General features: G+C 69.7%; 1 pseudogene. It reads right to left on the reverse strand.

Annotated features, from left to right (window positions below):
- Window positions 1-53 precede the first annotated feature (53 nt).
- Window positions 54-22,721, reverse strand: a pseudogene (locus ACLJPD_RS00885) (non-ribosomal peptide synthase/polyketide synthase); the annotation flags it as partial.
- Window positions 22,722-22,798 lie beyond the last annotated feature (77 nt).

Below are 22,798 nucleotides of genomic sequence, written 5' to 3' on the forward strand. Positions count from 1 at the left end.
GATCGGCCCCGGTCGAGAACGGCGGCGATCCGGGCCAGTGCTGCCTCGCCCGCCATCGCCCAGTGCGTGGCGTCGATGCCGTACCGGTGGATCGTGCCCTCGACAGCGGTGGTCCAACTGGCCGCGCCGCGCGATCCGCTGGGGTCGTCGACGGTGGCGGCGAAGTAGACGAGGTCGCCGTCGAAGGTGCGCGGGCGGTAGCCGTCGACCATGCGCATCGAGGCCGTGGCGGCGTCGATGATGCGGGCGATGCGGGCGCGGTCGAGTGCGGCCAGTGGTCCGCCGATGCCCGCGGCCGCGGCGGTCAGACCGTCGGTGTCGAAGGCGAGGTCGTCACCGGCGAGGCCGCCGAGCAGGTCACCGACGGTGGGCAGCGGTGTCTGTTCGGGTCCGTCGCCGAGCCAGCTGTCCATCATCGCCAGCTGCGCCACCTGCTCGCCGTCGGCTTGCAGGCCGGTGGCGACGGCGTGGGCCAGCAGCCCACCCAGCGACCAGCCGAGCAGGTGATACGGCCCTTCCGCCTGCACCGCGCGGATGGCCGCGATGTAGCGCTCGGCCCAGGCGTCGATACTCGCGGGCAGCGGTTCGTCGGCGGTGAGGGCAGGCGATTGCAGGCCGTAGATCGGGCGGTCCGGGTCCAGGTGCCGGGTCAGACCGGCGAACGACCAGGACACCCCGCCCACGGGATGGATGCAGAACAGCGGTGCGCCCGTGCCGCTCGCGCGTAGCGGCAGGAGTACCGCGAACGCGTCGTCGGCCGAGTTGTCTTCGGCCCGCACGCGTTCCACGACGACGGCCGGCGTGGGATCGGTGAAGAACCACGCCACCGGCACCGCGCTACCCAGTGCCTCACTCAGTCGCGAGGACAGCTGGACCGCGGTGAGGGAGTTGCCGCCGAGGTCGAAGAAGTTGTCGTCCATGCCGATTCGCTCCAGGCCGAGAACACCGGCGAAGGCGGCCGCGACGAGCTGCTCGGTCTCGGTGATCGGCGCCCGGTAGGTGGCTTGGCGCAGTTGCGGTGCAGGCAGGGCGCCGCGGTCGAGTTTTCCGGAGGTGTTCACCGGCAACGCCGCCAGCTCCAGTACCACCGCGGGGACCAGGTAGCCGGGCAGCTGGGCGGCCAGCGCCGTCCGCAGTGCGGCCGCGTCAGCGGGGTCGAACTCCTGGCTACCCGACGCGACGACGTAGGCGACGAGCCGATCCGCGCCGACCCCGGACACCACGGCCGCCGCGGCCTGCGCGACCCCCGGCTGCTGCCGCAGCGCGGCCTCTACCTCGCCCAGTTCGATACGTTGCCCGTTGAGCTTCACCTGTGAATCGGCGCGGCCGACGTATTCCAGTGCGGGAGTGTCTTTTCCGCGCAATCGTACGAGGTCTCCGGTGCGATACATCCGCGCACCGGACGCACCGAACGGATCGGGCACGAAACGCTCCGCGGTGAGTGCGGCCGACCCGATGTACCCGTGCGCGAGTTGCGCACCGCCGACATACAGCTCGCCGACAACTCCGGGCAGCACCGGCCGCAGCCGGGCATCGAGCACGTAGAGCCCGGTATTCCACACCGGAGCGCCGATCGGCACGGTGACGATGTCGTCGTCGGTCACGACGTGACTACTCACCTGCACTGCGGTCTCGGTGGGCCCGTACAGGTTCACCACCTGCGCGCCGGTCAGCCCCCGCACCTGTTGAGCCAGCGCGGCGGGCAAGGCCTCGCCGCCCGCGAACACCCGCCGCAGCGAGCCGCCCGAGTCAGCTGTGCTGTCGCCGTTGACACCCCGAGGCCGATCAGCAGCAGCGGGCACCCGGTCAGGACGCGCCTGCTCCAGGCGCGTGACGTACGCCGCGAGGAGCGTCGGGGCGAATTGCACTGTATCGACGCGATGTTCGGTGATCAGGGCGGCGAGGTAGGCCGGGTCACCGTGTCCACCAGGCCGGGCGATGACAGTCCTGGCACCCACCCGCTGCGGCAGCAGCAACTCCCAGATCGAGGCGTCGAAGGTCGTCGGTGTCTTGTGCAGCACGGTGTCACCGGCGGTGAACCCGAAACGCTGTGCCAGCCAGTCGAGTTGGCTGACGATCGCGCGATGCGGCACGCCGACACCCTTGGGCAGGCCGGTCGACCCGGATGTGAAGATCACGTACGCGGTGTGATCCGGTAGCAGCGGCTGCACCCGATCGGCGTCGCTGATCGGTTCCGCCGGGTAGTCGGTGAGGTCCACCGTGTCGAGTGAGACCACGTCGAGCCCGCGCAGCGGGAGCTCCGCGCCGTCGCGGCTGGTGGTGAGCACGCACACCGGTTGGGCGATCCGCAGGATGCGGGCGACGCGCTCAGCGGGGTGATCGGGATCCACCGGCACGTAGGTGCCACCCGCGGCGAGCACCGCGTACACCCCGACGAGCAACTCCGTCGACCGGCGCACAGCCACCGCCACCGCGGAATCCGGCCCGACACCGTGGGCGATCAGGTGGCGGGCGAGCCTGTTCACCCGAGCCGCGAATTCGGCATAGGTGAGCGCCGTGTCACCGTCGATGAGCGCGACGGCGTCCGGTGTCGCGGTCACCTGACGGTCGAACGCTGTCGGCAGCACTCCCACACCGCCGACCGGATACGCCGGGCCGCACCAACGGTCGAGCGTTCGACGGTCGTCGTCGGTGAGCAGGTCGACATCGCCGACCGCTTGCTCAGGGTGTGCCGTCACCATGTCGAGCATCCGCACGTAGCCGTCGGCGATGCGGGCGGCTGTCTCGGCGTCGAACAGGTCAGTGGCGTAGGTCAGGCTCACCGCGCAACCACCGTCGTCGGTGTCGGCGAGGACCAGGTCCAAGTCGAACTTGGCGACGGCGGCGTCGGCTTCCAGACCGGTCACCGTGAGGTCTGGCAGGACCACCTCGACCGGGCTCGCAGCCAGGTTCTGGAAAGCGAGCATCACCTGGAACAGCGGGCTGTGGGCGGTCGATCGGTTCGGCTCCAGCACGTCGACCAGCCGCTCGAACGGCACCTCGGCATTGTCGAAGGCGTTCAGGTCGACTCGCCGGGCCTCCTGCAGCAGGGCGGTGAAGGAGGCGGCGGGGTCGATCGCGGTTCGCAGCACCAGCGTGTTCACGAACATGCCGACGAGGTCATCGAGCGCCTGCTCACCGCGGCCCGCCACCGGGGTGCCGATCGCGATATCGCCGGTGCCGCCCAGGCGCGCGAGCAACGCGGCCAGCGCGGCATGGGCGACCATGAACTCGCTCACGTCCGCACTACGAGCCAGGAGGCCGACCTGCCGCCATACCGACTGCGGCACCACCGTTTCCACACTCGCGCCACGATGCGAGGCGAGGGCCGGGCGCGGCCGGTCGGCGGGCAGTTCGAGCAGCCCGGGCAGTCCGGCCAGTTCGCTACGCCAGAATCGCAGCTGTCGTGCGGCCACCGACTCGGCGTCGTCCTCGCTCCCGAGCACCGCACGCTGCCACAGCGTGTAGTCGGCGTACTGGACTTCCATTGGCGCCCAACCGGGTTCGGTGCCCGACCGCCGGGCGAGGTAGGCGGCGGTGGTGTCGCGTAGCAGCGGCCCGGCGGAGAACCCGTCGGCGCTGATGTGGTGGATCACCACGACCAACACGACTTCGTCAGGCGCACAACGCAATACGCGCACCCGCACGGGCGGTGCGACGGTGACGTCGAATCCGCGCCCGATCTCGGCCGCGACGATGGCCGGTACCGCGATCGGATCGACAGTCTCCACCACCGGGGTCGGCACGAACTCCCACACCGCCTGATGCCCGATCCCGTCGATCGCCGGGTAGGCCGTGCGCAGCACCTCGTGCCGGTCGAGCACATCGGTGACGGCGGCGGCCAGCGCGGCGGCGTCGACATCGCCGGTGAGCCGCACCGCGATCGGAATGTTGTAGGCGGCCGATTCCGGATCGAGGCGGTTGAGCAGCCACATGCGCTGCTGGGCCGCCGACAGCGGAATCCGCGCCGGTCGCCGGCCTGCTGTCAGCGCGATCCCCGCGCCACTGCCCGCCCGCGCCGCGAGCACGGTCGCCAGGTCGGCCACGGTTGTCGCTTCGAACAGCGTGCGCACCGGCACCCGAGTCGACAAGGCCGCGCCGAGGCGGGCCGCGACCCTGGTCGCGATGAGCGAATTGCCGCCGAGTTCGAAGAAGTCGTCATCGAGCCCGACCAGATCCCGGCCCAGCACCTCACCGAACACCTCTGCCACTGCCCGCTGCGCCGCGCTGACCGGGGTCCGGAACGGCCTGGCCACGAATTCCGGTGTGGGCAGGGCTTTCCGGTCGAGTTTGCCCGAGGTGTTGAGCGGGAACGCGTCGAGCACCACGATCACCGACGGCACCATGTACGACGGCAACACAGCACCCACCGCCGACCGCAGGGCGACCGGATCCAGCTCGACGCCCGGTGTGGGCACCGCATAGCCGACGAGCCGATCGCCGGTCACGCTCGCCGAGACCACCGCCGCCGCCTGTGCGACTCCGTCCACCCCCTGCAGCGCGGTCTCGATCTCACCGAGCTCGATGCGCTGACCACGGAACTTCACCTGGAAGTCGATGCGCGCCAGATAGATCAGGACGCCGTCGCGGGTCCACTTCACCAGGTCGCCGGTGCGATACATGCGCCCGCCGTGGCTTCCGAGGTCGCGGACGGACTGCACGGTGTCGGAACCGGAATCCGCGCCGGTCCGTGCCGCGTCAGGACGGGAGTCCGCGACGACGAACGGGTCCGCGACGAATCGGTCAGCCGTCAGGTCGGCGCGCCCGAGATACCCGCGAGCGAGCTGATCTCCGGCCAGGTACAACTCTCCGGCGACGCCCGGTGCGACCGGGCGCAGCCGCTCATCGAGCACATACACTCGCGAATTCCATTCGGGCACACCGATAGGCACGGTCGGCCCCGTCACATCCTCAGCGGGCCAGGCCGTCACCGACACGGCGGCCTCAGTCGGTCCGTACAGATTGTGTACCGCCGCAGTCGTTTTCGCGCGCACCGCGCCCACTGTCTCCGGAGTGAGCGCTTCACCGATCGCGAGGACCAGCCGCAGACTCCGCAGCTGGTTGGCGGCGGCGTGCGCGGCGAACGTCGCCAGCATCGACGGGACGAAGTCGACGACGGTGATCCGTTGCACAGCAACGAGTTCGGCCAGGTACAGCGGGTCGCGATGTCCGTCCGGTGTGGCGAGTACCAGTGTCGCCCCGGTGGCGAGCGGAGCGAAGAAGCCCCACACCGACAGATCGAAACCGGCCGCCGATTTCTGCAGGTACACGTCGTCGGCGTCGAGCTCGTACTGCTCGGTCAGCCACGCGATCTGATTGCGAACTCCCGCGTGGCTCATCGCCACGCCTTTGGGCTTGCCGGTCGAGCCGGAGGTGAACAACACATAGGCCAGGTTCGAGTCCCGCAGGGGTGTAAGGAGTTCGGACTCTGTGACCGGTCGACCCGCGTAGCGGGCAGTGTCCACGCCATCGAGCACGACAATCCTCAGCGGCGCGGAAACATTTGCCGTGACCTCGTCGAATCCGTCTGCGGCGGTGGTGAGGATCAGGTGCGGTCGCGCGGTGTCGAGGACCTGGGCGATACGGTCGGCCGGGTGGTCCGGATCGATCGGCACATACGCACCGCCTGCGGTGAGCACCGCGTACATCGCCACGACGAGGTCGGTCGAGCGCCGGATGGCGAGCGCCACCAGCACATCTGGGCCGACGCCTTCGCCGATCAGGTGCCGCGCCAGACGATTGACCCGGCCGTCGAGTTCCGCGTAGGTCAGCTCGGTGTCCTCGAACACGAGCGCGGTGGCTTCGGGGTTCGCCCGAACCCGAGCGCGGAACGGGGTGAGTAGGGTTGCAGCGCTGTCGATCTCGTGTGTAGTGGCATTCCATTCGGTGAGGATGCGGTTACGCTCCGCGGGTTCGAGCACGTCCACGGCGTCCAGCGGTGTGTGCGGCGACGCGGCGACGGCTCGGAGCAGTCGTTCCAGCCTGCCTGCGATCGCCACCGCGGTCTCGGTGTCGAACACGTCATGGGCGTAGGTGAGTACGCCGCCGACGCCCGCGGCCGCACCGTCGGACCCGTACTCATCGCTGACGATGAGGTGCAGATCGAATTGCGACAGCTCGTTGTCGGTGTCCAGTGCCGACACGGTGATCCCGGGCAGCGACAGTTCGGCACGCTCGAAGTTCTGGAACGAGAACCCGACCTGGAACAGCGGATGCCGGGCGGTGGAGCGAGTCGGATCGAGTACCTCGACGAGCCGCTCGAACGGGACCTCGGCATTGGCGTACACCGCGAGGTCGGTCGCTCGCTGACGAATCAGCAACTGCCGGAACGACTCTCCCGCCCGCAACCGGGTTCGGAAGACCAGCGTGTTGACGAACATGCCGATCAGATCTTCGAGTGCGGCTTCACCGCGCCCGGCGACCGGCGTTCCGACGGTGATGTCGGCGCTGCCCGAAAGGCGGCCGAGCAGGGCGGCGAACACGGTGTGCACCACCATGAACAACGTGGTGCCGGTTTCTCTCGCCAGTGCGTTCAGGCGCGTGTGCGTGCCCGCGTCCAGGGTCACCGGCACGGTCCCACCGGCGAGGGTCCGCGCCGCCGGGCGCGGCCGATCCAGCGGCAACGCGAGCTCATCGGGCAGATCGGCGAGCTCACCACGCCAGAAGTCGAGCTGGCGGGCAGCCACCGATGTGGGATCGGTTTCGTCGCCGAGCACCGCGCGCTGCCACAGCGCGTAATCGGCGTACTGCACCGGCAGCGGCGTCCACTGCGGTGCCGAACCGGCGCGACGGGCGAGGTAGGCCGTCATCAGGTCACGTACCAGCGGCGGCATCGACGAACCGTCAGCACTGATGTGGTGCACGACCACGGCCAGGACAGCCTCGTCGGCACTGATCCGATACAGCACCACCTGCCACGGCACACTCGCGGTGACATCGAAGGTGGTGGCCGCCAGCGCGGTCACCGCTCCCACGACTTCCGCCGCGTCGATATCGCGAACCCGCAGTGCGACAGAAGCTTCGGCGGGCGCCAGGATCCGCTGCACGGGCCCGTCCGCCGTCTCCGGGTAGTAGGTACGCAGGACCTCGTGGCGGTCGACGAGATCGTCGACGGCCGCGGCGAGCGCATCCAGATCGAGCACTCCACTGAGCCGCACCGCGATCGGCACGTTGTACCCGGCCGAATCCGGATCGAACCGATTGAGGAACCACATGCGCTGCTGCGCGGGCGACAGCGGAATCGAAGCGGGCCGCTCCCCCGCCACCAGCGCCAATCGCGCCGATCCACCCTCGGCGTCGAGCGCGGCAGCCAAGGCCGCCACCCCCGGCGCCTCGAAGATTCGCGCCACGGGCACCTGCCGGTTCAACGCCGCCCCGAGCCGCGCGGCAACCCGGGTCGCGATCAGCGAGTTGCCCCCCAGATCGAAGAAGTCGTCATCGACACCGACCGGTTCGACACCGAGCACCTCGGCGACTACCCCGGCCACCAACTGCTCCGACGGCGTCGCCGGGGCACGGAATTCCCGCGCGACGAGCTCCGGTGCGGGCAGTGCCCGCCGATCGAGCTTCCCGGAGGCGTTGACCGGTAGCTCATCGAGCACGACGAACACGCTCGGCACCATGTAGGCCGGGAGTGCCTGCTGCAAAGCCGCTTTCACAACATCCAGGTCGGGTGCCGAGGCGCCCTCTACGCCGCGGTCGGCGGCGACAGGCACAGGAGCGACGTCGCCAGTGGCGGCAACGGCCGGAGCGGCAACGGCGTCAGCAGCCGTAGCAGGGGCGGTGGCCACGCGGGCCGGTGCGGTGGGGACGAGGTAGGCGGTGAGGTAGTCGCCGGTGCCGTCGTCGCGGACAGTGACCACTGCCCGGTCGACGGTGTCGAGTCCGGTGAGGACCGCTTCGATCTCGCCGAGTTCGATGCGCAAGCCGCGCAGCTTCACCTGGAAGTCGGTGCGGCCCAGATATTCCAGTTCGCCCGAGCGGGTGCGGACCACGAGGTCGCCCGTGCGGTACATGCGGTCGCCGGGCGCCCCGAGTGGATTGGCGACGAAGCGGTCGGCGGACAGGTCGGGGCGGGCGAGGTAACCGCGGGCCAGCTGGACGCCGGCCAGATACAGCTCGCCCGGAGTGCCGACGGGGACGGGACGCAAGCGGGCGTCCAGGACGTGCAGGGCTGTGTTGGCCACCGGGGCGCCGATCGGCACCGTGACGGTGTCGGCGTCGGTCACCTCGTGGAAGCTCACGTCGACCGCGGCTTCGGTGGGCCCGTACAGATTGTGCACGGCCACACCGGGGATCAGCGCACGCAGGCGCTGGGCGTCGGTCGCCGGAAGCGCCTCACCGGAAGCGAAAACCTGTCGCAGCGAAACACACTCGACGGCACGGGGTTCGGCGAGGAACGCCGCCAGCATCGACGGCACGAAGTGGGCGACACCGACGCCCGTGCGAGTGATGACCTCGGCCAGGTACGCGGGATCGCGGTGTCCGTCCGGGCGTGCGATCACCAGGGTGGCCCCGATCTGCAAGGGCCAGAACAGTTCCCACACCGACACGTCGAAGGTGATCGGCGTCTTCTGCAGCACGACGTCGGCGTCGCCGAGCCGGTAAGCATCCTGCATCCAGAGCAGGCGGTTGACGATCGCGGTATGCGGCACCGCGACCCCCTTGGGCTTACCGGTCGAGCCGGAGGTGAACAGCACATACGCCAGATCCGCGCCACGCAACGGCCGGATCCGCTCGGCATCGGTCACCGGGTCACCGGCGAACCCGGACAGCTCGAGCAGGTCGGGTCGGATCGTGGCCGCACCGGTGGCGGGGAAGTCGCCGGCGGCCAGCACACAGACGGGTGCCGCGGTCGCCAGCACGTCGGCGATCCGGTCAGCCGGGTGGTCGGGATCCAGCGGCAGGTACGCGGCTCCCGCTGTCTGCACGGCGTAGAGGGCGACCAACAAATCGATGCCACGTCGCAGTCCGACTCCGACCACCGCACCGGGACCGACTCCTTCGCCGATCAGCCACCGAGCCAGGCGGGCGACTCGAATCGAGAACTCGCCGTAGGTGATCCGCGCGCCCTCGAACTCGAGCGCCACCGAATCGGGGGTGCGCGCCGCCTGCGCGGCGAACAACGAGACGAGTGTCGCGTCGGGATCCATCGCGAAAGCGGTGTCGTTCCACGCCGCGAGCTGGGCGATCTCGTCGGCATCGAGCAGATCGATCGCACCGACCGCGACGCCGTCATCGGCGACTACCGCGCTCAGCACTCGCACGAACCGCGCACCGAACGCGGCCACCGTGTCGGCATCGAACAGGTCGGCGGCGTAGCGCAGCCACCCTCGCATCCCCGGTTCTCCGTCGGCACCGACGATCTCGTTGATTGCCAGCGACAGGTCGAACTGGGTTGTCGCCGCGGGCACGGCGAACTCGTCGATCCGCAGACCCGGCAGGGCAATGCTGGTGTCCTCGCGATGTTCGAACGCGAGCATCACCTGCACGATCGGCGAATATGCCGTGGATCGAACCGGATTCAGCTCGTCGACGAGCCGCTCGAACGGCAGATCCGCATGCGCGAAGGCGCGCAGATCGGCGCCCCGCACCTCGGCGAGCAGCGCACCGAAACTGGTACCTGCATCGACCGCCGTCCGCAGGACGAGGGTGTTCACGAACATGCCGACGAGGTCGTCGAGCGCGGCGTCGGCCCGCCCGGCGACCGGCGTGCCGACGAGAACATCCGCACCAGCGCCCTGACGGGAGAGCAGCACCGCGAACGCCGCGTGTACCACCATGAAGGTCGACACCCCATGGCGGCGGGCCAGCGCCTCGATCCCCGCGACCACCTCGGCGGGCACATCGAACCCGACCGCCCCACCCGCACCCGTGCGCACGGCGGGTCGAGGCCGATCCGTCGCCAGTTCGAGAACCGGTGCGACCCCGGCCAATTCGCCACGCCAGTGCGTCAACTGCCGCGCCAGCCGCGAGTCCGGGTCGGCCGCGTCACCGAGCACGGCGTGCTGCCACAGGGTGAAGTCCGGATACTGCACCGGCAACGGCTCCCACACCGGAGCGATCCCCGCGGCGCGCGCGGCATAGGCGGTGATCAGGTCACGCGCCAGCGGCGTCGTCGACACCCCGTCGGCGGCGATGTGATGCACCGCGAGCACCAGCACGTGCTCGGTCTCGTGCGAACCCGCGCGCTCCACCGCGGCGAGACCCGACACCGCATCGCCAGCTACTGTGCCTGCTGCCGCGACACCGGGTGCGAACGGCTCTGCAGCGACAGCGACTCCGGTGTCATACAGCGTGTCACGATCGGTCACCACACGGCTTGCGGGTCGCGGCCGAAGATCTGCTCGAGCAGCGGGTCCGGTCCGAGCTTCGTCGGATCGACCGTCGGCAGCTTCGACCAGCGCCACGCGACGCAGCAGCGCGGCGCGCAGCGGCGGCTGGGAGGTCAGGTCGTAACCCTCGCCGATGATGGTGCGCACCGCGGCAGCCAAGTCGGCCTCGGGGAGCTCGCGCACGTCGGTGGCGGGCAGTACCGCCCCGACGGGCAGGACCACCTGGATCGGGCCGTCGGCGTCTTCCGGGAAGACGGTGCGCAGTGACTCATGCCGGTCGAGGACATCGGCGAGCGCTGCCCACAGGGCGTCGGTGTCGAGGTCACCGGTGAGGCGCAACGCGATCGGCAAGGTGTAGACGGCCGATTCCGGGTCGATCCGGTTCAGCAGCCACAGGCGAGTCTGCGCCAGTGACAACGGGATTCGATCGGGACGTGGTCGCACCACGGTCAGCACAGGCAACTGTGCGCCCCTGCTGCCCGCACGCTCGGCGAGGCCGGCGACGGTCGGAGCATCGAACACATCGCGCACGTCCAGCGCACTGCCGAGGGCCGCATTGGCCCGGGCGACGAGTCGCATGGCGAGCAGCGAGTTGCCGCCGACGGCGAAGAAGTCGTCGTCGGCACCGACACGCGCCACCCCGAGCAGTTCGCCGATCACACCGGCGAGGGCCGTCTGCGCACCCGGTCGCGGCGCCACGTAGGCGGTGGTGGTGGACAGGTCGGCGGCGGGCAGCGCGGCACGGTCGAGTTTGCCCGCGGAGTTCAGTGGCACGGTGTCGAGCACGACCAGGTGCGAGGGCACCATGTACGCGGGCACCCGGCTCCCGACATGCGCACGGACAGCCGTGATGTCGACATCGCCCGCGACGTACCCGACGAGGCACTGACGGCCCGCATCGTCGGTGGCGGGCAGCACGGTCGCGTGGGTGACGCCGGGTGCGTCGCCGAGCGCGGCCTCGATCTCGCCCAGCTCGATCCGCAGCCCCCGGATCTTCACCTGGAAGTCGTTGCGGCCCAGATAAACCAATGCTCCCGCGCGATCGCGGCGAACAAGGTCGCCCGTGCGGTACATGCGCCCACCGTCGACCCCGTACGGATCGGCGACGAAACGGTCGGCGGTCAGGTCGGGCCTGCCGAGATAGCCGCGGGCCAGCTGGTCACCGGCGAGATACAGCTCTCCCGCGACACCGCCGGGCACCGGATGCAGGCGCTCGTCGAGGACGTACGCGCGCACGTTCCATGTCGGCCTGCCGATGGGCAGCTCGATCTGCTCGACCGGTGCCGTGATCCGCTGGAAAGTGCTGGTGATCGCCACTTCGGTCGGGCCGTAGGTGTTGTGCAGCTCGCCGGGGATCGCGGCGAGCACCGTGGCCGCCAGCGGGGCAGGCATCTCCTCGCCGCCCACGTGCAGCATCCGCAGCCCGCTCAGCGCGTCGCCGAGTCCTTCGGCCAGCATGGCGGCCAGCACCGACGGCACGATCTCCATGATGGTGACGCGCTGCTCACGCACCACTCGCGCCTGATACGCCAGGTCGAGATGACCGCCAGGGCGCAGTAGCACCAGCGGGGCACCGAGCAGGGCGGGAGCCAGCAGCTCCCAGAGCGAGACGTCGAAGGTGAGCGGCGCGCGCTGCAGGAAGCGATCCGCCGCGGTCATCCCGTATTCACCACGCAGCCAGCAGATTTCGTTGACGACCGCGCGATGGGAGATCAGCACGCCCTTCGGTGTGCCGGTGGATCCAGAGGTGAACAGCACGTAGGCCGGGTGGTCGGGGTGCAGCGGCGCGAGGCGTTCGGCATCGGTGAGCGGGCCGCTCGCGACAGTCTCCTGCGCTGTGTCCTCGAGCTGCGCGACGGTGAGCACCGGGAACCCGGAGCGCGACGCAGCGGCGAAATGCACTGACGCAGTGGCGGATCGGATACCGCTGTCCACATGGTCGAGGTCACCGGCGGACGCGACGACGACGAGTCGCGGTGTCGCCGTCGCCAGCACATGCCCGATGCGTTCGGCGGGTTGTGCCGCATCGATCGGCACATACACGCCACCGGCCACGAGCACACCGTGCAACACGACCAGCAGGTCGATACCGCGCGGAACAGCTACGGCCACCGGTGTTTCCGGGCCGACACCGCAGTCGATCAACCTGCGGGCGAACCGGTTGGCCCTGGCCGCGAGCGCACCGTAGGTGATATCGGCGCCTTCGAAGATCGCCGCCACGGCGTGTGGATCGCGGGCGGCCGCGGCGTCGAGCAGGTGCGCGGCGAGCGGGGCACGCACGCCCAGTTCGGCCAGCGCGGCATCGAGGGGCACCACGTCACCGTGGTGGCCCGCGAGAATCTCGGCGCGATCGGCATCGGCGAGCAACGCGAGATCGCCGACGGCGGTGCCGGGTTCGGCGACTGCCGCGCGCAGCACGCGCTCGAGCATATCGACCATGACCGTCACGGAGTCGACGTCGAAAAGGTCGGTGGCATAGCGCAGTTCGAGGTCGAGACCATCGGGTGCGCCGTCCGGCGCGAAACGGTCGACGAAGGTGAAGTCCAGGTCCACCTCGATCGGCGCATCCGGCAGAGTCAGCCCCGACAGCGTGAGTCCGGGCAGTTCGAAGGCGGTTCGGCGCTGGTTCTGCAGCGCGAGTGCGATCTGGTACAGCGGTGAATACCCCTGCGAGCGAGCCGGATTCAGCGCGTCGACAAGGCTTTCGAACGGCACATCGGCGTTGTCGAAGGCATCGAGATCGCCCGCACGAACCTCGTCGAGCAGATCGCCGAAGCGGGCGTCGGCGCGCACCCGCGTACGCAGCACGAGGGTGTTGACGAACATGCCGACGATGTCGTCGAGCTCGCGATGACCGCGACCGGCCACCGGGGTGCCGACGACGATGTCGGCACCGGCCGAAAGCCGCGCCAGCAGCACCGAAAGGCCAGCGTGCAGCACCATGAACGGAGTGGCGCGGTGGGCGCGGGCCAGTTCCTCGATCCCGCGATGCAGGTCGGCGCCGAGCGTGCAGGTGAGGGTCGCGCCCCGGTTCGAGGCGATCAGCGGCCTGCGCCGGTCGGCGGGCAGGGTCAGCACATCGGGCAGGCCCGCGAGCCGGTGCGTCCAGTAGTCGAGCTGGCGGGCCAGCGGTGCGTCCGGGTCGTCGGCACTGCCAAGGCCCTCGGTCTGCCACAGCGCGTAGTCGGCGTAGTGCACGGCCAGTGCGGGCAGCTGCGGTGGGGCACCGGCGGCACGGGCGGCGTAGGCGGCCACCAGATCGCGGGTGAGTGGGCCCATCGACCAGCCGTCGGCCGCGATGTGGTGCACCACGAGCACCAGGACGTGCTCGGTCGCCGCCACCCGGAGCAGGGCGGCGCGCACCGGCACCTCGGTGGTGATGTCGAAGCCACCGGCGAGGACGGAGACCACCGCCGCGGGCACGTCGTCGGCCTCGACATCGGCGACAGCGAGGTCGGGCACGAAGGCGGGCCCGACGAGTTGTGTCGCCTGACCGTCGAATTCGGGATAGGTGGTGCGCAACGTCTCGTGCCGGGCGATCAGATCACCCAGCGCCCCACGCAACGCGGCAGTGTCGAGCTCTCCGCTGAGCCGGATCGCCACCGGAATGTGGTACGCGGCGGAGTCCGGATCGAAGCGGTGCAGGAACCACATCCGCTGCTGCGCGGGCGACAGCGGAATCCGTTGCGGCCGTTGGCCCGCCACCGGTCCACGCCTGCTTCCCGTACCCCGCAGTGCGTCCAGCCGCGCGGCGAGCCCGTCGACGGTGCTCGCCTCGAACAACTCCCGCACCGGCACCCGCGCGTCCAGCGCGGCACCGAGTCGCGCCGCCACCTGGGTCGCCAGCAGTGAGTTCCCGCCGAGCGCGAAGAAGTCGTCACCGGCCCCGACCCGCTCGAGGTCGAGCACCCCGGCGAAGGTCGCGGCGACGATCCGCGCGGTGGCGGTGGCGGGGTCCCGATAGTCGAGCTGCCGCGATCGCGGCGCGGGCAGTGCCCGACGATCGAGCTTGCCGGAAGCGCTGACGGGCAGCTCGTCGAGGAAGACGTAAGCGCCCGGGACCATGTAGGAGGGCAGCACCGCGGCGATCGCGGAGTCGAGGTCGTCGGGCGTAGCGACCGCGGGCGCACCGCCAGCACGCACCACGTAGGCGACGAGCTGGTCGGGTCGGCCATCGTCGCCGCGGACCAGGACGGCGACGCGGCCGACGCCGGGGACCGAGGCGATCGCGGCTTCGATTTCGGCCGGTTCGATGCGCAGGCCACGCAGTTTCACCTGGAAGTCGGTGCGGCCGAGGTAGTGCAGCGCGGGGCCGTCGGGGCCGGTGCGCCAGGTGACCAGGTCGCCGGTGCGGTACAGGCGTTCGCCGACGCGGAAGGGGTCGGCGACGAAACGTTCGGCCGTGAGGTCGGCGCGGCCGTGGTAGCCGTCGGCGAGCTGGGTGCCCGCCACGTAGAGCTCTCCCGGGACACCGGCCGGCACCGGGTGCAGGCGCGAATCCAGCACGTACACAAGGGTATCGGCGACCGGTGCGCCGATCGGCACCGCGGCGCCCTGTTCGTCACGTACCTCGTGTGTGGTGACCTGAATGGCGGTCTCGGTCGGACCGTACAGGTTCACCACGGTCGCGCCCGTGCTCGCGCGCACCCGCCGCGCCAGGTCGGTCGTCAGTGCTTCGCCGCCCGCGAACACCAGTCGCAGCGAATCCGCTTGCGCCGAAACCGGTTCCGCCACCACCGCAGCGAGCACCGACGGCACGTACTGGACAACGCTCACCCGATGGCGCACAGTGGCCGCCGCCAGGTAGGCCGGGTCACGATGACCGTCAGCGGTGGCGAGCACCAGTCGCGCGCCGACCTGCAAGGGCCACAACAGTTCCCACACCGATGCGTCGAAGGTGAACGGTGTCTTCTGCAGCACCACATCGTCGATACCGAGCGGGTATTCCCGCTGCAGCCACAGCAATTGATTCACCACAGCCTTGTGCGGCACGGCCACACCCTTCGGCCGACCGGTGGACCCCGACGTGAACAGCACGTACGCGAGGTGTTCGGGAAGCAGCGGGACCACCCGCTCGTCATCGGTGATCGGCTCACCGGACAGTTCCGACAGATCGAGCGCATCGACCGCCAGCGCCGACTCCCCCACCGCCACACCACTTCCGGTGACCGTCAACACACAGACCGGTGCGGTCTGCGCCAGCGCATACGCCGTCCGTTCGACCGGATGATCCGGATCCAGCGGCACATACGCCGCCCCTGCCGCGAGCACCGCGTGTACCGCGACCAATTGCTCCACGCCACGGCGCATCGCCACCGCGACCAATGAGCCAGGGCCGGCCCCGAGCCCGATCAGATGACGGGCCAGTCGTGCGACCCGCACACCGAACTCCGCGTACGAAAGCTCCACTGTCGCTGGTAGATCGACAACACCACGCAGCGCATCGAGCGCGATCGGAGCGGCACCCGTGGCAGCCGATCCTGTCTGCGCATCGTCTTCCGTGGCCGGGTCCGTGTCGACGACCACGGCGATCGCGTGGGGCGATGCGGCAGCTCGGTCAGCGAAGAGTGAGGCGAGGGTCGCAGTGCGGTGGATCTCGGTGGCGGTGTCGTTCCAAGTGGTGAGAAGTTCGGTCCGCTCGGTCGACTCGAGGATGTCGATGTCGCCGACGGGGCGGGTCGGGTCGGCGAGGACGGCCGTGAGCAGGCGGCGCAGGCGGGTGGCAAATCCGGCGACGGTGGTGGCGTCGAACAGGTCGGTGGCGTACAGGAACGCACCGGAAATGCCGATGGGAGTGCCACTTTCGTCGCGGCGTTCGGTGAGGGTGAGTTCCAGATCGAACTTGGCGACGCCGGTGGGCAGGTCGAAACCCGCGACGGCGAGGCCGGGGAGGGCGAGTTCGCGCGGGGTGTCCTCGTTGAGGGACAGCATCACCTGGAACAGTGGGTTGCGGGCGGTGGAACGGACCGGATCGAGGATCTCGACCAACCGCTCGAACGGCACATCGGCGTGCCCGAACGCCGCGAGGTCGATGTCGCGGACCTGGGCGATCAAGGCGTTGAACGAGGTCGATGGCATCACCTCGGTGCGCAGGACGAGAGTGTTGACGAACATGCCGACCAGGTCGTCGAGCGCGCGTTCACCACGGCCCGATACCGGTGTGCCGATCGCGATGTCGGTGGTCGCCGACAGCCGTGCCAGCAGCATCGCGAACACCGCGTGCGCCGCCATGAACACCGTAATTTCGTGCGCACGAGCGAATTCCGTCAGCGCGCGATGGGTTTCGGCATCGATCTCGACACCGTGCACCGCACCACGCCGGGAAGCGACCGCGGGCCGAGCCCGGTCGGCAGGCAGCTCCAACTGCTCGGGTGCCCCGGCCAGCGCGTCCCGCCAATACGAGAGCTGCTTCGCCGCCAGCGATTCCGGATCGGCCGCATCGCCGAGCACCGCGTGCTGCCAGACCGCGTAGTCGGCGTATTGCACAACCAATGGCGCCCACGCCGGGGCCGCGCCTGCAGCCCGCGCGCTATAGGCGGTGAGCACATCCCGAATCAACGGTCCGAACGAGAACCCATCGGCGGCAATGTGGTGTAGCACGATGACCAGCACATACTCCGGCGAAGCACCTTCCGGCCCGGCTGAATCGAGGGCCCCGGCGCCTGGTGCGTCGTCGTTAGCTGCCACGCGGTACAGAGTGGCGCGGATCGGGGCGTCGATGGTGAGGTCGAAGCCGATCGAGGCGACGGTGCGGACAGCGTCGGACAGGCCGGACGGGGGGACGATCCGGGGATGGACCTCGGGGATGAGGCCGGTGGCGGGGAGGATCTCCGCGACGGCGATGCCGTCGCGCTCCGGGTAGCGGGTGCGCAGGACCTCATGGCGGTCAACGACGTCGACGATCGCGGCCCGCAGTGCGGCGAGGTCGAGGGCGCCGGTGAGCCGGACCGCGAGGGGGATGTTGTCGGTCGCGGAACCGGGGTCGAAGCGGTTCAGGAACCACATGCGCTGCTGGGCCGGCGAGAGCGGCACCGGATCGGGGCGCGGGCCCGCCACCAGGGCGGGGCCGGTGCCGGTCCCGCGCAGGCGGTCGGCGGCCTCGGCGAGGGTCAGCACGGACGTGGTGTCGAAGAGCTGGCGGATGGGGATGCGGGTGTCGAGGTCGGTGCCGATGCGCGCCATCAACCGGGTCGCGAGCAGCGAGTTGCCGCCCAGGTCGAAGAAGTCGTCGTCACGGCCGACCCGGTCCAGTCCGAGCACCTCGGAGAAGGCGGCGGCCACGACCTGCTCGGTAGTCGTTTCCGGCGCGCGGTAGGCCGCGGCTTCGAAGACCGGCGCGGGTAGGGCGGCCCGGTCGAGCTTGCCGACGGGTGTCAGCGGCACGGCGTCGAGGGCGACGATCGCCGAGGGCACCATGTGGGCGGGGAGGTGTGCGGCAGTGTGCGCGATAAGTGTCGCGGTATCGACCGTGGCACCCGCGGCGGGCACGACGTACGCCACCAGCAGGGTGGCGCCTGCTTCAGTGTGATAACCGATGGTGGCCGCGAAGACGACTGTGTGATGTCGGGCGAGGACCGCGTCGATCTCCCCCAGCTCGATCCGGAATCCACGCACCTTCACCTGGAAGTCGTTGCGGCCCAAGTATTCCAGGTCGAATGAACCAGCGCGCTGAACCCAGCGCACGGTGTCACCGGTGCGGTACATCCGATCCCCCGGCGCGCCATAGGGATTGGTGACGAACCGTCCGGCGGTCAGCGCGGGCCTGCGGTGATACCCGCGCGCCAGCTGCGCACCGGCGATGTACAGCTCACCGACCACCCCGGCGGGCACCGGCCGCAGCCGCTCGTCGAGCACCAGTTCAGTGGTGCCCTCCACCGGCGCACCAAGGGTGATACCCGTTGTCGCACTGAGTGGTTCGCTGATATTGGTGACGATCGTCGTCTCGGTCGGACCGTAACCGTTGCGGAAGACCAGCCCCGGAATCGCGGCGGTCCAGCGCGCGACCAGCTCCGCCGGGCACGCCTCACCACCGACCACCACCACCCGCAGCGCTGCCAGCCCCTCCGGGTTCACCGTGGCCAACGCCGACGGCGTGATGATCACATGGGTCACCCGCTCGACCCGCAACAACTCCCCCAGCTCCACCCCACCGAACACCCCCGTAGGCGCGACAACCATCGTCGCCCCCTCGGTCACGGTCAGCAGCAGCTCGGCGACCGAGATGTCGAACGAGGGCGACGCCACATGCAGCACGCGGGCGTCGGCGGATGCCAGGTACCGCCCCGCCTGCACCGGCAGATAGGCCGCCACCGCACCATGCGGAATCACCACACCCTTGGGCACACCGGTGGTGCCGGACGTATAGATGACATACGCGGGATCCAGCGGATCCACCGTCCGTCTTCCCATCGCGCCGCCTGCCGGAGCACCATCCGTCGCGCCGCTGCTGTCAGCACTGATCGTGCCGCCACCGAGATGTCCGTCTGCGCCGCGGTGAGCAAGCGCCGCATCACCCGCAGTGGGTTGCACGCGGTCGAGCACGAGCCAGTTCACCGTGGTCGGCAGATCCGCGAGCACCGCGTCGATTGTGATACCGGCAGCCGCACCCGAATCGGCGAGCATGTGGGCGATGCGGTCCGCGGGATAGGTCGGGTCGACCGGGAGGAATCCGGCACCGGACTTCACGACAGCCCAGATCGCGGTGACCGAGTCCGCGGAACGCGGGATGCTCACGGCGACAAGATCTCCCGCGCCGATGCCGAGGTCGACCAAGCGGGCAGCCATGCGGGCGGAAGCGCTGTCGAGCTCGCCGTAGGTGAGGGTGCGGGCTCCGTCGCGGATCGCGATCGCGGTGGGGTCGGCGGCGGCACGGGCGAGCACCAGGGGTAGCAGCGGGGCGGGGGTCGACGCGCCACCGGTGCGGGTGGTCAGCTGGGCGAGTTCAGTGTCGATCAGCAGAGGCAGATCCGCGACGGGAGTCCGCGGGGCGGCGGCGATCGCAGTGAGCAGGCCGGTGAACCGGCGCGCCATTCGCGCGATCGTCGGCTCATCGAACAGATCTGTGGCATAGGAGAATTCGCCGGAAAGACCCTGAGCGGCCGACAGACCCGCGGCGGGGGAATCACGCACAGTGACCGAGAGATCGAACTTCTCGATGTCATAGGGCATCTCGACGGCGGCAGCGCGCAGGCCCGGCAGTTCGAAGGTTGTCGGCGGCAGATTCTGCAGCGACAAGGCAACCTGGAACAGGGGATGGCGACCGGCCGAACGCGCAGGCGCGAGCACCTCGACCAGCCGTTCGAACGGCAGGGTCGTGTGGTCAAGAGCCGCCAGATCCTCGGTACGAACGCGGCCGAGCAGTTCGACGAACGGTTCGGCGCCACGCACCCGGGTGCGCAGCACGGCGGTGTTGACGAACATGCCGATGACGTCGTCGAGGGCGGCGGCACCGCGCCCGGCGACCGGAGTGCCGATCGCCACATCGGTATTACCCGACAGGCGTGCGATCAGCACCGACAACGTCGCGTGCAGCACCATGAACAGCGTCGCACCCTGTGCTGCCGCCACAGCGTTCAGTGCCGCGACCACATCGGCATCGAGCTCGAACGTGACCCGGCGCCCCCGCATCGACGCCGTGGCGGGGCGCGGCCGATCGGTCGGCAGGCTCGACTCGTCCGGCAGTCCGGCCAGCGAGTCACGCCAGAACGCGATCTCGCGCCCGGCCTGCGAGTCGGCATCGCCTTCCTCGCCGAGCACAGCACGCTGCCACAGGGTGTAGTCGGCGTACTGCACCGGCAACGGAGCCCACTGCGGCGCCGCACCTGCGGTCCGCGCGGAGTAGGCGGCCATCGTGTCGCGAACCAGCGGACCCGCCGACCAACCGTCGGCGGCGATGTGGTGCACCACCAGCACCAACACGTGATCGCCGTCGACCTCGAACAGTCGCGCGCGCACCGGCGGCGCGACGGTGACATCGAATCCGCCCAGGATCACCGGCGCCAATACATCCGGCAGTTCCTGAGCACCGACGCCGAGGGGAGCAAGGAGAGTCGACTCGGCGCCGAGCATGTCGATCGCCTCGGCGGCAGTGAGTACTCGCTGCGTGCCCGCTCCGTCGACCTCGGGGTACACGGTCCGCAGCACCTCGTGCCGGTCGATCAGGTCACCGATCGCCGCCCGCAACGCGTCCTGATCCAGCGCACCCGACAACCGCACCGCGATCGGAATGTTGTACGCCCCGGTCTCCGGATCGAACCGGTTCAGGAACCACATCCGCTGCTGCGCGGGCGACAGCGGCAGCACCGCCGGGCGCGGACCCGCGACGAGCGCGGGCCGATCGTCGACAACCCCACCTTCGACCAGCTTCGCGAGCACAGCGACGGTCGGGTTGTCGAAGAAGTCGCGAACATCTACCCGCACACCGAAATTCGCCTGCAACCGGCCGATGGCGCGGGTGGCGATCAGCGAGTTGCCACCGAGGCGGAAGAAGTCGTCGTCCAAGCCGACGGTCTCGACATCGAGTAGCTCGGCGAACAATGCCGCGACGGAACGTTCGGTCGCGGTCCGGGGCTCGCGGAATTCAGCGGCAGCCACTCGGAAGTCCGGCTCTGGCAATGCTTTCCGGTCCAGCTTCCCGCTGGCATTGACCGGCATGGCGTCCAGCTGCACCAGCAGCGAAGGCACCATGTACTCCGGCATCGACAACTCGGCGTGCGCGACCAGCTCGGCCTCGTCGAGTACCCCACCGTCGACGCTCACCACATAGCCGACCAACGCCTCACCGGCCGCATGCCGATGCAGCACCACCGCCGCGTTGCCGACCCGAGGATGCGCGGCCAGCACGGCCTCGATCTCGCCCAGCTCGATCCGTAGACCGCGCAGCTTCACCTGAAAGTCGGTGCGCCCCAGGTATTCCAGTTCACCGCGCGACTCCCGCACCAGGTCACCGGTGCGATACATCCGCTCACCGACCACCCCGTACGGGTTGGCGACGAACCGGTCAGCGGTCAGACCGGGCCGCGCCACATACCCGCGAGCCAACTGCACACCCGACAGGTACAGCTCGCCGACAACCCCGACGGGCACCTGATCGAGATTCTCGTCGAGCACCAGCAGCCCGGTGTCGTCGGCCGGACCACCGATCGGCACCGACACCTCGTCCGCCGTGGTCACCTCGTGCGCGGTGACGTCGACCGCCGCCTCGGTCGGCCCGTACAGGTTGTGCAGCGCGGTCGACGACAACCCGCGCAGCCGCGCGGCGGTCGCCGCGGGCAGCGCCTCACCGGAGGCGAACACCATCCGCAACGACGACAGATCCGCCTCGGATCCCAGTTCGCCTACGAACGCCGCCAACATCGACGGCACGAAGTGCGTCACGCTCACCCGGTGCTTCACGATCAGCTCCGCCAGATACGCGGGATCACCATGACGACCCGGTTCGGCGACCACGAGCCGAGCCCCGATCTGCAAGGGCCAGAACAGTTCCCACACCGAAACATCGAAGGTGAAGGGCGTCTTCTGCAACACCACATCGGCATCGGTCATGCCGTAGCGACGCTGCCGCCAATCCAGATTCGCCACGATCGCCGCGTGGGTCACCGCCACACCTTTGGGCCGTCCCGTGGAGCCGGAGGTGAAGATGACGTAGGCCGTATTGTCGGCGCGCACGCCGGAAATCACCTCGCCCGGCTCCGCGTCCCAGTCGATGTCGTCGGTGCGCAGAACCGGGGCGTCGTTCAGATCCGGCTCATCGCACACACGCGTCACGACCACCACCGGCCGCGCCACCTCGAGCACGTAGTGCAGCCGCTCCACCGGATGATCCGGATCCAGCGGCACATACGCACCGCCCGCCCGCACGATCGCATGCACCGCGACGATCAACTCGACACTGCGTCGCATCGCCAACCCGACCAGCGTCTCCGGCCCGACACCCAACTCGACCAACCGCGCCGCCAGCACCCGCACCCTGGCATCGAATTCCGCATAGGTCAGCACCACGTCACCGAACTGCACCGCGACCGCGTCCAGAGTACGAGCCACCTGCGCGGCGAACCGGTCGACCAGCGTCGCGGTGCCGACCACCGCCATCCCCAGCGCCGCCATCGCATCACCCGCGAGCGAATCCAGCAGTACGCCGAAGGTCCCCTCGGCGGCATCGACCACGCCCGGGAACAACTCCGCGAGCACCACCTGCACGAGCGTGTCCGCGTCCAACGCCCCACCGGTGAGCTCGGCCATCAGCGTGAGCTGGGCATCGAGCTCGGCATAGGACACCGCGACACCGTCGAACTCGACCGCGATCCGCGCCGGGTCCATCATCGCGACCGTCGCCACCAGCGCTGCCAGCTGTTCTGTTTCCGCGCGCGCCGGAGTGGGGTTGGTCATCGCACACTGCCTTCCATTACCGGCCGCGGGTAACGCCACGCGGGCCGCACAAACACTCGGAACTCCCCGGCTCGCAA

Origin of the sequence: Nocardia sp. A7, from assembly GCF_046549215.1 — a bacterium.
Lineage (GTDB): Bacteria > Actinomycetota > Actinomycetes > Mycobacteriales > Mycobacteriaceae > Nocardia.